This window comes from Acidovorax sp. BLS4 (genome assembly GCF_032929295.1).
GTDB lineage: Bacteria > Pseudomonadota > Gammaproteobacteria > Burkholderiales > Burkholderiaceae_C > Paracidovorax.
This window is the reverse complement of record NZ_CP136797.1, coordinates 1,869,018-1,883,113: the sequence shown is the minus strand read 5'-3', so window position 1 is coordinate 1,883,113 and position 14,096 is coordinate 1,869,018. Positions and strand designations below refer to the sequence as shown.

The following is a 14,096-nucleotide window of genomic DNA, read 5'->3' as shown; positions in this document are numbered from 1 at the left end:
GATACCTCCCTCATGTCCCTGTCCATCTCCTCCGCCTCCAGCACCTCCTCCACCAGCGTTTCGGGGAGCCGCTCTTCGGGCCAATCGAGCGGTGACATCGCGGCGCTTCAGAAGCAGCTCAAGGACCTCACGGCCGATCTCAAGCAGGCGTCGGCAGAAGCCAGCCAGGCATCCGACCCCAACGACGCCAAAGCCAAGCAGCAGAGGCTGCAGGCACTGCAGAACCAGATCCAGCTCGTGCAGCAGCAGATCGCAGCCATCCAGCAGGCCCAGCAGCAGGAGCAGCAGCAAAAGGCCATGGAAAAGGCCATGGAGCAGCAGCAGTCGGCCGACCAGAAGAAGACCCCGCCCGCCGCCTCCACCACGCTGGGCACGCAGGTCGATACCTTCGCCTGATCGCCGCACACGGCGCCCAGACAGACCGCACGAACGCGCGGCGCACCCCAACGCCTCAAGCCGGCGATTTGCTATTTAATTGATAGCAAACAGGACAATCGATACGCCGGCATGGGGCCGAAAACACCCAAAATCGGCTCAACCCACCCCTTCCAGCCCGGCAGCGGACACCAGCCGCTGGGTGTAGGGGTGCCGGGGCGCATCCAGCACCGCCTGCACCGGGCCCGACTCCAGCACCTCGCCGTCCTTCATCACGATCACGTCGTGCGCCATCGCGCGGATGACGGCCACGTCGTGCGTGATGAGCAGGTAGCTGAGCGAGCGCTCCTTCTGCAGGCGCTGTAGCAGTGCCAGCACCTGCTGCTGGATGGTGACGTCGAGCGCGCTGGTGGGCTCGTCCAGCACCAGCAACCGGGGGCTCAGGATGAGCGCACGGGCAATTGCCAGCCGTTGGCGCTGCCCTCCGGAAAACTCGTGCGGATAGCGCGCCAGCAGACCCGGGAACTGCGCGTCGGTCAGTCCCACGTCCTCCAGCGCCGACTCCACGCGCGCGCGGCGGTCGGCGGGCGGCAGTCCGGGCTCGTGCACCCGCAGGCCCTCGCCCACGATCTCCTCGACCGTCAGGCGCGGCGACAGCGACGAAAACGGGTCCTGGAACACCACCTGCACCTGCCGGCGCAAGGCCTGATTGGCCGGGGTATTGCGCTGGGCCGGCAGCTGCCAGCCCTGCCCTGCGATCCGCAGGTCGCCCTGGTACGGCAGCAGCCCCAGCAGCGCCTGCGCCAGCGTGGACTTGCCCGAACCCGATTCGCCCACCACGCCGAGCGTGCGGGCTGGCGCGATGGAAAAGTCGGCCCCCTTCACCGCCACGAACTCCCCGCGGCGAAACCAGCCGCGGATGCCGGGCAGCGGCGTGGCATAGGCCACGCGCAGCGCGCGCGCCTGCGCGGCGGGCACCGCCGTGGCCGAGGCCTCCGGCTCCAGCACGTCGCGGCGCGGCACGCTGCCGATGAGCCGCTGCGTGTACGCGTGCTGCGGCGAGCGGAACACGTCCGACACGGCGCCGGACTCCACCAGCACCCCGTGCTCCATGACCGCCACGCGGTCCGCGAACTTGCGCACCAGGTGCAGGTCGTGGGTGATGAGCAGCACGGCCATGCCGGTCTGGCGCTGCAGGTCGGACAGCAGATCGAGGATCTGGCCGCGCAGCGTCACGTCCAGCGCGGTGGTGGGCTCGTCGGCCAGCAGCAGGCGCGGGCGGCTGGCCAGGGCCATGGCGATCATCGCGCGCTGGCGCTGCCCGCCCGACAGCTGGTGCGGGAACGCGTCCGCACGCCGGGCCGGCTCGGGAATGCCGGTGCTGGCCAGCAGTTCGACGGCCGCCTGGCGGGCCTGGGCGCGCGAGAGTGCCTGCTTGAGCTGCAGCACCTCGGCCACCTGGTCCCCCACCGCCATGAGCGGGTTGAGCGCCGTCATGGGCTCCTGGAACACCATGGCGATGTCGCCGCCGCGCACACCGCGCATCTCGCGCTCGGACAGGGCCAGCAGGTCCTGCCCGTCCATCAGCGCCCGGCCGGTGATGTGCGCATCGCCCGCCAGCCGCAGGATCGACAGCGCGGTGATGGTTTTGCCCGAGCCCGATTCACCCACCAGCGCGAGCTTCTCGCCCGCCGCGATGTCGAAGCCGACCCCGCGCACCACCTCTTTGTCGCCGAAGCGCACGTGCAGGTCCTGCACCTGCAGCAGCGGCGCCGACGAGGCGGCAGGCGAAGTGCCGGCCGAAGACGATGAAGCAGCAGAGTGTGGAATCGGCGCGGTGCCGCGCATGCGTGCGTCGCTCATGAATGGTCTGCCTTGCGGGGGTCGAGCGCATCGCGCAGCGCGTCGCCCATGAAGGTGAGCAGCAGCAGCGTGACCACCAGCGCCGCGAACGTGAACAGCGAAATCCACCAGGCGTCGATGTTGTTCTTGCCCTGGTTGAGCAACTCGCCCAGCGACGGCGTGCCAGGCGGCACGCCCAGGCCCAGGAAGTCGAGCGAGGCGAGCGCCAGGATGGCCGCGCTCATGCGAAACGGCAGAAAGGTCACCACCGGCGTCATGCTGTTGGGCAGGATGTGGCGCCAGATGATCTGCCCGTTGGGCACGCCCAGCGCGCGGGCGGCCTTCACGTAGTCGAGCTGCCGGTTGCGCAGGAACTCCGCGCGCACATAGTCCGACAGGCCCATCCAGCCGAACAGCGACAGCAGCACCAGCAGCAGCCCGACGCTGGGCGCGAACACGGCGCTGAAGATGATGAGCAGGTACAGCTCGGGCATCGAACCCCAGATCTCGATAAAGCGCTGGAACGCCAGGTCGGTCTTGCCGCCGAAAAACCCCTGGATCGCACCGGTGATGACGCCCAGCAGCACGCCCACCACCGTGAGCGCGATGCCGAACAGCACGCTCACGCGAAAGCCGTAGATCAGCTGCGCGAGCAGGTCGCGGCCCCGGTCGTCCGTGCCCAGCCAGTTCTGCGATGTGGGGCCGGACGGGTTGGGCGACTTCGCGAAATAGTTCAGCGTGTCCGGGCCGTAGGGGTTCAGCGTGTATAGCGCCCAGTTGCTGCCCTGCTGCAGGCGCTCCCGGATGAACGGGTCCAGGTAATCGGTGGGGGTGTCGAAATCGCCGCCGAAGGTCTTTTCGGAATAGTCGTGCAGCATGGGCAGGTAGGTCTGCCCTTCGTAGCGCACGATCAGGGGACGGTCGTTGCTGATCAGCTCGGCCACCAAGCTCAGGGCCACCAGCGCGCTGAACAGGATCAGGCTCCAGTAGCCCAGCCGATTGCGCTTGAAGCGCCTCCACGCACGGCGGCCGGGCGAGAGCGACGGAGCCACGGGCACCGCGCCGCGCGGGGGGCGGCCATCGGCCGGCTCGGGGGGGTTAGTCAAACTTGACACGCGGGTCCACCCATACGTAGCAAAGATCGCTCACCAGCTTGGTCACCAGCCCGATGAGGGTGAAGAGATAGAGCGTGCCCAGCACCACGGGGTAGTCGCGCCGGATCACGCTTTCGTAGCTCAGCAAGCCCAGGCCGTCGAGCGAGAACAGCGTCTCGATCAGCAGCGAGCCGGCGAAGAACGCCCCGATGAACGCTGCAGGAAAGCCCGTGATGATGGGAATGAGGGCATTGCGGAACACGTGCTTCCACAGCACCTGCCGCTCCGACAGCCCCTTGGCGCGGGCCGTGAGCACGTATTGCTTGCGGATCTCTTCGAGAAAGGCGTTCTTGGTCAGCATGGCCGTCACCGCAAAGCTGCCCAGCACCATGGCCGTGACCGGCAGCGTGATGTGCCAAAGGTAGTCCACGATGCGCGCGCCCCAGGTCATCTCGTCCCAGTTCGCCGAGGTGAGCCCCCGCAGCGGAAACCACTGCAGCTGCCCGCCGAAGATCACCAGCAGCGCCACGCCCAGCACGAAGCCCGGGATGGCATAGCCCACCAGCACGATGAGCGTGGTGACGAAGTCGAAGCGCGAGCCCGCCCGCACCGCCTTGGCCACGCCGAGCGGCACGGCCACGAGGTAGCTGATGAAGAAGGTCCACAAGCCCAGGCTGATCGACACGGGCAGCTTTTCCTTCACGAGTTGCCACACGTCCTTGTTCTGAAAGAAGCTGCGGCCCAGGTCGAACCGCGCGAACTGCCCGAGCATCTGGAAAAAGCGCTCGTGCGCCGGCTTGTCGAAACCGTAGAGCGCCTTGATCTGCTCCAGCCGCTTCGGGTCCACGCCCTGCGCGCCCCGGTAGGCCAGGCCGCCGCCTTCGGCCCCGCCGCCGCCGCGTCCCATCCCGGCCTTGGACTCGGCCAGGTACTGCTCGACGGGCCCGCCCGGTACGAACTGGATCACCACGAAGGTCAGCAGCAGCACGCCCAGCAGGGTGGGCAGCATGAGCAGCACGCGCTTGAGGATGTAGGCGAACATGGCGGCGGTGGGGGTCGGAAAGTGAGCGGGGTCTGGACGGTGGGCCGGGGCTGCGGGCGGATCAGCGCCGTGCGGGGTCCGGCGCCGTCTGGGGCGGCATGCGCGCCCACCACGTGTCGATGGCCCAGGCCTCGCCCGTGGAATACGGCGGCAGCGTGGCCGGCCGCTCCAGGCGCCAGGCGTTGTAGACCATGCGGTGCGAAGGCGCGGTGTACTGGGGAATCAGGTAGTGCCCGTGCGCGATGACGCGCTCCAGGGCATGGCAGGCGGGCAGCAATTCGTCCAGCGTCTTGGCCGACACGATGCTGCGGATCATCGCGTCCACGGCCTTGCTCTTCACGCCGGGGAAGTTGCCCGAGTCTTCCGTGTCCGCCGCCTGCGAGCCGAACATGTCGGCCAGTTCCTGGCCCGGATTGTTGGTGCCCTGGTACGCGATGGTGGTGATGTCGAAGTCGAACTTGCTCAGGCGCTGCTGGTACAGAGCGAAATCCACCGCCCGGAAGTTCAGCGTGATGCCGAGCTTTTGCAGGTTGCGGATCCACGACGACAGCGACCGCACGCCGCCTTCGCTGCTGTCCAGGTACTCCAGCACCATGGCCTGGCCCTGCGCGTTGCGCAGCGCGCCGTCCCGGACCTCCCAGCCCGCCTCTTTCAAAAGGGCCTGGGCACGGCGCAGGTTGTCGCGCAGCGTGGTGACGCCCTCAGTGCGCGGCGGCGTGGTCATGGGGCCGAAGGCGCTGGCGGGAAGGCTCTGGCGCCAGGGCTCCATCAGCGCCAGCTCCTCGGGCGTGGGCGTGCCGCGGGTCTCGCACAGGGTGTTGCCGAACAGGCCGTTGATGCGCTGGTAGGCGCCGTAGAACAGCTGGCGGCTCATCCACTCGAAGTCGTAGGCCAGTCCCAGCGCTTCGCGCACGCGGGCATCCTGCAGCAGCGGCCGGCGCGTGTTGAGCACGTAGCTCTGGAAGCCCGAAGGCAGCTTGTGCTCGAAGTTGCCCTTGACCAGCTCGCCGGTATCGAACTTGCGCCCCGTGACGCGGCGCGCCCAGTCGCCCGCGCTGAAAAAGCGCATGAGGTCAAACTCGCCCGCCTTGAGCGCCTCCAGCCGCGCGGTGTTGTCGCGGTAGATCTTCACCAGGATGCGGTCGAAATTGGCGGTGCCCTTGCGCACGTTGAGATCGCGCGCCCAGTAGCCGGGATCGCGCACGTAGGTGATGTCCTTGCCGAAGCGCACCGGCCCGATCTTGTAGGGACCGCTACCGATCGGGATGTCCATCACCACCTGATCGAAGCGCTTGGCCTTGCCGTTCTCCACGCCCCAGTCGCGGCTGAAGACCGGCAGCCCGCCCACCGTGAGCGGCAGCTCGCGGTTGGGGTGCTTGAAGCGGTAGCGCACCGTGCGGTCGTCGATCACGTCGATGCCCGCCACGTCGAACAGCGCCGTCTTGTAGGCCGGCGAGGTGTAGGGGCCCATCAGCGTGTCGTAGCTGAACTTCACGTCCTGCGCCAACACCGGCTTGCCGTTGTGAAAGCGCGCTTCGGGCCGCAGGCGGAACACCACCGAGAGGCCATCGGCGGCCACCTCCACGTCCTGCGCCAGCAAGCCGTAGCCGGTGGCGGTCTCGTCGAGCGAGCCGGTGAGCAACGTATCGAACATCAGGTCCGACAGGTAGGCCGGGGAATTGCCCTTGATGGTGAACGGGTTGTATTTGTCGAAGGTGGAGACGCGCAGGTTGCTCACCAGCCGCAGCTCGCCGCCCTTGGGCGCGTCGGGGTTGACGTACCCGAAGTGGTCGAAGCCCGCAGGCATCCGGGGCTCGCCCCACAGCGCATAGGCGTGTCCCGCCCACACGGGCATCGCACTCCCCCACAGCAACAAGATCGGCCAAAGACGCATGCGACAATTCTGCACTACGCTGGCGGCGCCCCGACGGGTCGCATGTCACATGCCCCGGTGGGCCGTCAGCGGCGCACGCGCCGCCGCCACGCCCCCAATCCCCCGCATTCCACAGGAGAAGAAACATGGGTTTTCTGACCGGCAAGAAGCTGCTTATCACCGGCGTGTTGTCCAACCGCTCGATCGCCTACGGCATCGCCCGCGCCTGCCACGCGCAAGGCGCAGAACTTGCCTTCAGTTACGTCGGCGAGCGCTTCAAGGACCGCATCACCGACTTCGCCGCCGAGTTCGACTCCAAGCTCATCTTCGATTGCGACGTGGGCAGCGACGAGCAGATCGACCGCATGTTCGCCGACCTGTCGCAGACCTGGCCGAAGTTCGACGGCTTCGTGCACAGCATCGGCTTCGCCCCGCGCGAGGCGATCGCCGGCGACTTCCTCGAAGGGCTGTCGCGCGAATCATTCCGCATCGCGCACGACATCAGCGCCTACAGCTTTCCCGCCATGGCCAAGGCCGCCCTGCCCTACCTCAACGAAAAATCGTCCGTGGTCACCCTGAGCTACCTGGGCGCGTTGCGCACGGTGCCCAACTACAACACCATGGGCCTGGCCAAGGCCAGTCTGGAGGCCAGTGTGCGCTACCTGGCCGAATCGCTGGGCCCGCGCGGCATGCGCGCCAACGGCATCAGCGCCGGTCCCATCAAGACCCTGGCGGCCAGCGGCATCAAGGACTTCGGCAAGCTGCTGGGCGTGGTCGCCGGCGCCTCGCCCCTGCGCCGCAACGTGACCATCGAAGACGTGGGCAATGCCGCCGCCTTCCTGCTGTCGGACCTGGCCAGCGGCGTGACGGCCGAGATCATGTACGTGGACGGCGGCTTCAGCCAGACGGGCGGCATCAGCCGGGAAAGCGCCGAGCTGTCCTGAGATTCAAGCCGAATCGGCCGCCAGCGCATATTTCTCTAGGGCATCACGCTATTAAATCAATAGCAAGATAATCCCATGCTTCGCCGCATCGCCATCACCGTCCTGCTGGTCTGCGGCGCGCTGCCGGCCTGGGCGCAACCCCCAGCAACGGTATCGACCGCCTCGCCGCCGCCCCTGCTGCTGGCCAACGTCTACCGCACCGGACTGCCGCTGGCGGACTACTGGGTGAGCGAAAAGTACGACGGGGTGCGCGGCTACTGGGACGGCCACCAGTTGCGCACGCGCGGTGGCGAGCGGGTGAATGCGCCCGCCTGGTTCACCCAGGGCTGGCCCGCGATGCCGATGGATGGCGAGTTGTGGGCCGGCCGGGGCCGCTTCGCCCAGGCACAGTCCACCGTGCGGCAGCAGCGGCCTGACGATGCGGCCTGGCGCCACCTGCAGTTCATGGTGTTCGACCTGCCCGCGCAGGGCGGCCCGTTCGACGAGCGCCTGCCGGCATTGCAGGCCGCCGTGGCCGGCATCGGCCAGCCCTGGGTGCAGGCCGTTCCCCAGCAGCGCATCGCCACCGACGCCCGGTTGCAGGCCCTGCTGCACCGCACGGTGCGCGACGGGGGCGAAGGGCTGATGCTGCACCGTGGGGCGTCGCTCTACCAGGCCGGCCGCAGCGACGATCTCATCAAACTCAAGACCCATGAAGACACCGAGGCGCGGGTCGTGGGCTACGTGCCCGGCAAAGGCCGGCACCGGGGCCGCATGGGCGCCTTGCTGGTGGAGATGCACGGCGGCCAGCGCTTTCGGCTCGGCGCCGGCTTCACCGATGCGGACCGGGCGCATCCACCGCCCCTGGGCAGTTGGGTGACCTACCGCTTTCGCGGCACGCACGAGGGCGGCCTGCCGCGCTTCGCCAGCTTCCTGCGCGTGCGCGAGGACATGCACGCCGCCGCACCCTAGCAGGCCTGGCGCCGGGCTCCCACGGAAAAGCCGCAAGGCCCCTCCGGGGTGCCCTTGCGGCTTTCCTGGATGCCTTGGGGCAAGGCCCGCATCGGCTGGCGCCATCGGGTGCCAGCGATGCGGACCGCCCGGCGCGGCTTACTTGGGCAGCAGCACCTTGTCCACGACGTGGATCACGCCGTTGGACTGGTACACATCGGCGATGGTCACGTTGGACATGCCGCCCTTTTCATCCGTCAGCGCAATCGAGGAGCCGCTGGCCTTGGCCGTCAGCGTGCCACCGGCGACGGTCTTCAGGCTGGCCGAGCCCTTGCCGTCGGCAATCATCTTGGACAGCGCCGCCGCATCGACCTTGCCCGCCACCACGTGGTAAGTCAGCACCTTGGTCAGCGTGGCCTTGTTCTCGGGTTTCAACAGCGTGTCCACCGTGCCGGCAGGCAGTGCGGCGAAGGCGGCGTTGGTGGGCGCGAACACCGTGAACGGACCGGGGCCCTTCAGCGTGTCCACCAGGCCGGCGGCCTTCACGGCGGCGACCAGCGTGGTGTGGTCCTTGGAGTTCACCGCGTTGTCGATGATGTCCTTGGTCGGGTACATCGGCGCGCCACCGACGGTCACCTGCGCGAAAGCGGGCATCGCAGCGGCAGACAGGGCGAGCGTGAGGCTGGCGGCGGCCAGGCGGGCATTCATGCGAAAGGTCATGGAAATCTCCGTTGTGTCAGTGGGTGGATGCCGCCCGAAAATTCGCGCGGCTGAACACTGATACGGTGCAGGAAGCCGCCTGGATTCAATCCCGTGACATTCCCATACAAAAAGCCCGGAGGCGCTGTCGCGCAGCCGGGCTTTCGGAGTCAAGGCCCACGGCCTTGCGCGGCGATCAGACCTTGCGGCCGAACGGTCCGTCGCTGCCCACCTGCACGATGTCTTCGGCGGCAGGCGCGTTCTTGCGGCTCTTGCGAGCGGACGTCGGCTGCGGTGCGGCGGCTACGCAGTCGGCGTAGTAGCGCACGTTGCCGTTGTCGTCCTCGATCTCCACCAGGCCGTGGATGTCGGTCTCGAAGCCCGGGCACAGCTTGGAGAATTCGCGCGAGAACTTGAGGTAGTCCACGATCTTCTTGTTGAAGACCTCGCCCGGAATGAGCAGCGGAATGCCGGGTGGGTACGGCGTGATCAGGCTGGTCGTGATGCGGCCTTCCAGCGCATCGATCTCCACGCGCTCGGTCTTGCGGTGCGCGATGTGCGCATAGGCGTCGCTGGGCTTCATCGACGGCGTCAGGTCCGACAGGTACATCTCGGTGGTCAGGCGCGCGATGTCGTACTTGGCATAGAGCTGGTGCACGTGCTGGCACAGGTCCCGCAGGCCCATGCGCTCGTAGCGCTTGTGCTGCTGGCAGAACTCCGGAAGGATGCGCCACATCGGCTGGTTCTTCTCGTAGTCGTCCTTGAACTGCTGCAGCGCCGTCAGCAGCGTGTTCCAGCGGCCCTTGGTGATGCCGATGGTGAACATGATGAAGAAGCTGTAGAGCCCCGTCTTCTCCACCACCACGCCGTGCTCGGCCAGGTACTTGGTCACGATGGAGGCGGGAATGCCGTTCTCGTCGAACTTGCCGTCCAGGTTCAGGCCGGGCGTGACGATGGTGGACTTGATCGGGTCCAGCATGTTGAAGCCGTCGGCCAGCTGGCCGAAGCCGTGCCACTTGCTGGCGTGGTTCTTCTTGCCCTTGCCGTCGCTGCGGATGACCCAGTCCTCGGCGCGGCCCAGGCCCTCGTCCACGAGCTTGTCCGGGCCCCACACCTTGAACCACCAGTCGTCCTTGCCGAACTCCTCTTCCACCTTGCGCATCGCGCGGCGGAAGTCCAGGGCTTCAAGCAGGCTTTCCTCCACCAGCGCCGTGCCGCCGGGCGGCTCCATCATCGCGGCGGCCACGTCGCAGCTGGCGATGATGCTGTACTGCGGCGAGGTCGAGGTGTGCATCAGGTACGCCTCGTTGAACAGCGGCCGGTCGAGCTTGACCGTCTGCGAGTCCTGCACCAGCACATGGCTGGCCTGGCTGATGCCGGCCAGCAGCTTGTGGATGGACTGCGTGGCATACACCACCGAGTGCTTGGGCCGCGCGCGCTTCTTGCCCATCGCGTGGTAGCTGCCGTAGAACGGATGGAAAGCCGCGTGCGGCAACCAGGCCTCGTCGAAATGCAGGTTGTCCACGTAGCCGTCGAGCATGCCCTTGATGGTTTCGGTGTTGTAGAGCACGCCGTCGTAGGTGGACTGCGTGAGCGTGAGAACGCGCGGCTTGACGGCCTTGGCATCCACACCCTTGAGCAGCGGATTGGCGCGGATCTTGGCCTGGATCGCCTCGGGCTCGAACTCCGACTGGGGGATCGGGCCGATGATGCCGAAGTGGTTGCGCGTGGGCTTCATGAACACCGGAATGGCGCCCGTCATGATGATGCTGTGCAGGATGGACTTGTGGCAGTTGCGGTCCACCACCACCACATCGCCGGGCGCCACCGTGTGGTGCCACACCATCTTGTTGGACGTGCTGGTGCCATTGGTCACGAAGAAGCAGTGGTCCGCATTGAAGATGCGCGCGGCATTGCGCTCGCTCTCGCCGATGGCGCCGTTGTGGTCCAGCAGCTGGCCCAGTTCCTCGACCGCATTGCACACGTCGGCGCGCAGCATGTTCTCGCCGAAGAACTGGTGGAACATCTGTCCCACGGGGCTCTTGAGGAACGCCACGCCGCCGGAGTGGCCGGGGCAGTGCCAGCTGTACGAGCCGTCTTCGGCATAGTCCAGCAGCGCCTTGAAGAACGGCGGCTGCACGCTCTCCAGGTAGCTCTTGGCTTCGCGGATGATGTGGCGGGCCACGAACTCCGGCGTGTCCTCGAACATGTGGATGAAGCCGTGCAGTTCCCGCAGGATGTCGTTGGGCAGGTGGCGGCTGGTCTTGGTCTCGCCGTGCACGTAGATCGGCACGTCGGAGTTCTTGCGGCGCACCTCGGCGATGAAGGTGCGCAGGCTCAGCACGATGGGGTCCAGGCCCGAGCCGAGGGTGAACTCCTCGTCGTCGATCGACAGGATGAACGCGCTCGCGCGGCTTTGCTGCTGCGCGAACTGCGACAGGTCGCCGTAGCTCGTGACACCCAGCACCTCGAAGCCCTCCGACTCGATGGCCTGCGCCAGCGCGCGGATGCCCAGGCCCGACGTGTTCTCGGAACGATAGTCCTCGTCGATGATGACGATGGGAAAGCGGAATTTCATGCGCAGCCTCCGAGCGAGCGGGCCCAAAAAACGAAACAGGCGCGAAGTGTAAGGAATAACGTTGTCACGCCTTTGACGGTCCGGTCTTTTGACCCAGAATGTGGTGCACTAAACACAACGAGGAGCGCGCAGTGATAGAGCAATCCACCCTCTGGTGGCTGATGGCGGGAGGGGCCGTCGCCGTGGAGCTGTTCACGGGCACGTTCTACCTGCTCATGCTGGCCATCGGCCTGGCCGCCGGCGCCCTTGCGGCCCACGCGGGCGGCTCGGTCGCGGCGCAGCTGCTGGCCGCGGCCGCGGTCGGGTCCGCGGGCGTGGTGGGCTGCTATGTGTTCCGTAAAAAGAACCCGGGCGCCCAGCCCGCATCGAGCAACCGCGACGTGAACATGGATGTGGGCGAGTCCGTGAACGTGGAGATCTGGAACGCCGACGGCACCGCGCAGGTGCGCTACCGAGGCGCCCAATGGACGGTGGTCCTGCGCCCCGGCAATGCCCCCTCCTCCGGCATGCACCGCGTGGCGGAAGTCATCGGCAACCGGCTGCTGGTCGACAAGCTCTGAGGCCGGACCCCTCACGCACCGCCACAACGCAACGCCAAGCACCCACCCCAATCTTCACCATCGCAAAGGACCCCATGGAAATCATTGCCCTCGTCATCGTCGTCATCGCCGGCATCTTCATCGCTCGCTCGGTGAAGGTGGTTCCCCAACAGAACGCCTGGGTCAAGGAGCGGCTGGGCAAATATGCCGGCACCCTCACGCCGGGGCTGAACTTCCTCGTGCCATTCGTCGACCGCGTGGCCTACAAGCACAGCCTCAAGGAAATTCCGCTCGACGTGCCCAGCCAGGTCTGCATCACGCGCGACAACACCCAGCTGCAGGTGGACGGCATCCTCTACTTCCAGGTGACCGACCCCATGCGCGCCAGCTACGGCTCCAGCAACTACATCATGGCCGTCACCCAACTGGCCCAAACGTCGCTGCGCAGCGTGATCGGCAAGCTCGAACTCGACAAGACCTTCGAAGAGCGCGACATCATCAACGCCCAGGTGGTCCAGGCGATCGACGAGGCCGCGTTGAATTGGGGCGTGAAGGTGCTGCGCTACGAAATCAAGGATCTCACGCCGCCGGCCGAAATCCTGCGCTCCATGCAGGCGCAGATCACGGCCGAGCGCGAAAAGCGCGCCCTGATCGCCGCTTCGGAAGGCCGCCGCCAGGAGCAGATCAACATCGCCACCGGCGAGCGCGAAGCGTTCATCGCACGGTCGGAGGGCGAAAAGCAGGCGCAGATCAACAACGCCCAGGGCGAGGCCGCCTCCATCACAGCCGTGGCCGAAGCCACCGCCCAGGCCATCGAACGAGTCGCCGCGGCCATCCGCCAGCCGGGCGGCGAACAGGCCGTGCAGCTGAAGGTGGCCGAGCGCGCCGTGGACGCGTACGGCAAGGTGGCCGCCGATGCGACCACCACGCTGATCGTGCCCAGCAACATGAGCGAAGTGTCCGCCCTGATCGGCTCCGCCATGAAGATGGTTCAAACGACCCAACGCGCGCCTTGAACGGCGCTTCAACGGTTTTTCCAAAAACGAGCCAAAACCACTGCTACAATCGCGGGCTTCGGAGAGGTGGATGAGTGGTTTAAGTCGCACGCCTGGAAAGCGTGTGTGGGCTAATCCCCACCGCGGGTTCGAATCCCGCCCTCTCCGCCAAAGACAGTCCTGATTCCCAGTCAGGAATAAAAAAGCCACCCTCGGGTGGCTTTTTTATTGCATGCGGCACCGAAGTGCTGACACCCCGTTGGCCCCTACATGACCAAGATGGCGAGATTCGCAGCCGCGACGCCAAGCACCTCCACCGCACGGCGATTGGCCGCCTCCAGCGAGGCGCGGGCCCCATTCCCCGAAAACCAGTGAAAGGCGAACGCCGACGCATAGGCATCTCCTGCACCCAGTGTGGACACGACGGTGGTGCGCGCTGCAGGGTGGTGGTGGCCGTGCAGCCCATCGAAGAACGCCGCACCGCCAGCGCCGAGGGTGACCAGCACCCCCTGTCCCTGTGGGCGTGCCAGGGCCGTGGCAAGCGCCACAGCCTCGTCGGCACCCAGCTCCGGGGTGCAGGCCAGTCCTCGGTGGGCGGCCAGCCACTGCGCTTCGATCGCGTTCAGGCAGACCAGGTCTGCCGCGTTTAGCAACCGTTCCAAGGAGTCGGGCGATTGGCGCAGTGAACGTGCGCCCGGATTGACCACCAGTTGGAAAGGCCGGGACGGCAGGCCCGCCAACGCGTGGTTCAACTCGTCGGTGGCGGCATCGGACAACGCGGACACATAGACAAGCTCGGCTTGCATGAGCATTGCAGAGGCATCCGCCAACGACAGTCGGGTACTGGCACCGCGCTGCGCGAACACGGTGGCATCGCCCTGCGGGTCCAGGTGGATCACGGCCTTTCCCGTGGGGCATCCGGGGATGGTCTGCACACGTTCCACCGTGATGCCTTGCCGGTCCAACGTGTCGCGCAGCCATCGCCCTTCCACATCCGCGCCGACAGCGCAGCAGGCAGTGACCTGTGCGTGAAAGGCCGCAAATCCGAGCGCCGCGTTCACGGCACCGCCCCCGCTGGACCATCGCACGCTGGCCACGTCGTGTTTGGCTCCGGGGCCTCGCACCACGTCCACCCCTGCAACCACGATGTCGAGCGTGGCACCGCCAATCGTCAGGACACGCACG

General features: G+C 66.9%; 12 protein-coding genes and 1 tRNA gene. 6 read left to right on the top strand and 7 right to left on the bottom strand.

The annotated features are described in order from the left end of the window. Positions 1–12: 12 nt before the first annotated feature. A complete protein-coding gene (locus tag R1Z03_RS08785) occupies positions 13–396 on the top strand; it encodes a FlxA-like family protein (protein WP_284430827.1) in 384 nt (127 codons plus the stop codon). A 138-nt stretch (positions 397–534) separates the two neighbouring features. Here R1Z03_RS08785 and R1Z03_RS08780 read toward each other — a convergent pair whose 3' ends face one another. The 4 genes from R1Z03_RS08780 to R1Z03_RS08765 form a co-directional block, all read right to left on the bottom strand. Next, positions 535–2,238, bottom strand: a complete 1,704-nt coding sequence (locus tag R1Z03_RS08780; RefSeq protein WP_372588247.1) for an ABC transporter ATP-binding protein — start codon at positions 2,236–2,238, stop codon at positions 535–537. Beyond that, positions 2,235–3,332, bottom strand: a complete 1,098-nt coding sequence (locus tag R1Z03_RS08775; protein WP_372588246.1) for an ABC transporter permease — start codon at positions 3,330–3,332, stop codon at positions 2,235–2,237. Before R1Z03_RS08775 ends, R1Z03_RS08780 begins: the two co-directional genes overlap by 4 nt. Then, entirely contained in the window at positions 3,316–4,353 is a 1,038-nt protein-coding gene (locus tag R1Z03_RS08770; RefSeq protein WP_272563817.1) for a microcin C ABC transporter permease YejB, read from the bottom strand. The genes R1Z03_RS08775 and R1Z03_RS08770 overlap by 17 nt, the downstream gene beginning before the upstream one ends. Positions 4,354–4,414: 61 nt before the next feature. Continuing rightward, positions 4,415–6,247, bottom strand: coding sequence for an extracellular solute-binding protein (locus tag R1Z03_RS08765; RefSeq protein WP_284430825.1), 1,833 nt, complete (start codon positions 6,245–6,247; stop codon positions 4,415–4,417). A 125-nt stretch (positions 6,248–6,372) separates the two neighbouring features. Between R1Z03_RS08765 and fabI the strand changes: the two genes are divergently transcribed. Continuing rightward, positions 6,373–7,170, top strand: coding sequence for an enoyl-ACP reductase FabI (fabI, locus tag R1Z03_RS08760; protein WP_317358764.1), 798 nt, complete (start codon positions 6,373–6,375; stop codon positions 7,168–7,170). A gap of 75 nt (positions 7,171–7,245) precedes the next feature. After that, positions 7,246–8,121, top strand: a complete 876-nt coding sequence (locus R1Z03_RS08755) for a DNA ligase (protein ID WP_317358761.1) — start codon at positions 7,246–7,248, stop codon at positions 8,119–8,121. Positions 8,122–8,259: 138 nt separating this feature from the next. Here R1Z03_RS08755 and R1Z03_RS08750 read toward each other — a convergent pair whose 3' ends face one another. Both R1Z03_RS08750 and R1Z03_RS08745 read right to left on the bottom strand, forming a co-directional pair. Then, entirely contained in the window at positions 8,260–8,820 is a 561-nt protein-coding gene (locus R1Z03_RS08750) for a fasciclin domain-containing protein (protein WP_284406391.1), read from the bottom strand. A 175-nt stretch (positions 8,821–8,995) separates the two neighbouring features. Beyond that, positions 8,996–11,377, bottom strand: a complete 2,382-nt coding sequence (locus tag R1Z03_RS08745; protein ID WP_317358758.1) for an arginine/lysine/ornithine decarboxylase — start codon at positions 11,375–11,377, stop codon at positions 8,996–8,998. A gap of 134 nt (positions 11,378–11,511) precedes the next feature. Here R1Z03_RS08745 and R1Z03_RS08740 point away from each other — a divergent pair, with 134 nt between their 5' ends. The 3 genes from R1Z03_RS08740 to R1Z03_RS08730 all read left to right on the top strand — a co-directional run bounded on the left by R1Z03_RS08740 (position 11,512) and on the right by R1Z03_RS08730 (position 13,082). Continuing rightward, complete coding sequence (locus tag R1Z03_RS08740) at positions 11,512–11,937, top strand: NfeD family protein (protein ID WP_284430953.1); 426 nt, start codon at positions 11,512–11,514, stop codon at positions 11,935–11,937. Positions 11,938–12,011: 74 nt separating this feature from the next. Then, a complete protein-coding gene (locus R1Z03_RS08735; protein ID WP_272563823.1) occupies positions 12,012–12,932 on the top strand; it encodes an SPFH domain-containing protein in 921 nt (306 codons plus the stop codon). A 60-nt stretch (positions 12,933–12,992) separates the two neighbouring features. Continuing rightward, positions 12,993–13,082: transfer RNA gene (locus tag R1Z03_RS08730), tRNA-Ser, on the top strand. A gap of 95 nt (positions 13,083–13,177) precedes the next feature. Here R1Z03_RS08730 and R1Z03_RS08725 read toward each other — a convergent pair. After that, positions 13,178–14,095 (bottom strand): carbohydrate kinase family protein, encoded by a 918-nt coding sequence (locus tag R1Z03_RS08725; RefSeq protein ID WP_317358756.1) that lies wholly within the window; start codon positions 14,093–14,095, stop codon positions 13,178–13,180. Between the last annotated feature and the right edge of the window lies 1 nt (position 14,096).

Bases quoted from the DNA above. Each gene is read 5' to 3' on its own strand.
- R1Z03_RS08785 (WP_284430827.1), top strand. From the start codon at position 13: ATGTCCCTGTCCATCTCCTCCGCCTCCAGCACCTCCTCCACCAGCGTT.
- R1Z03_RS08780 (WP_372588247.1), bottom strand. From the start codon at position 2,238: ATGAGCGACGCACGCATGCGCGGCACCGCGCCGATTCCACACTCTGCT.
- R1Z03_RS08770 (WP_272563817.1), bottom strand. From the start codon at position 4,353: ATGTTCGCCTACATCCTCAAGCGCGTGCTGCTCATGCTGCCCACCCTG.
- R1Z03_RS08765 (WP_284430825.1), bottom strand. From the start codon at position 6,247: ATGCGTCTTTGGCCGATCTTGTTGCTGTGGGGGAGTGCGATGCCCGTG.
- fabI (WP_317358764.1), top strand. From the start codon at position 6,373: ATGGGTTTTCTGACCGGCAAGAAGCTGCTTATCACCGGCGTGTTGTCC.
- R1Z03_RS08755 (WP_317358761.1), top strand. From the start codon at position 7,246: ATGCTTCGCCGCATCGCCATCACCGTCCTGCTGGTCTGCGGCGCGCTG.
- R1Z03_RS08750 (WP_284406391.1), bottom strand. From the start codon at position 8,820: ATGACCTTTCGCATGAATGCCCGCCTGGCCGCCGCCAGCCTCACGCTC.
- R1Z03_RS08745 (WP_317358758.1), bottom strand. From the start codon at position 11,377: ATGAAATTCCGCTTTCCCATCGTCATCATCGACGAGGACTATCGTTCC.
- R1Z03_RS08735 (WP_272563823.1), top strand. From the start codon at position 12,012: ATGGAAATCATTGCCCTCGTCATCGTCGTCATCGCCGGCATCTTCATC.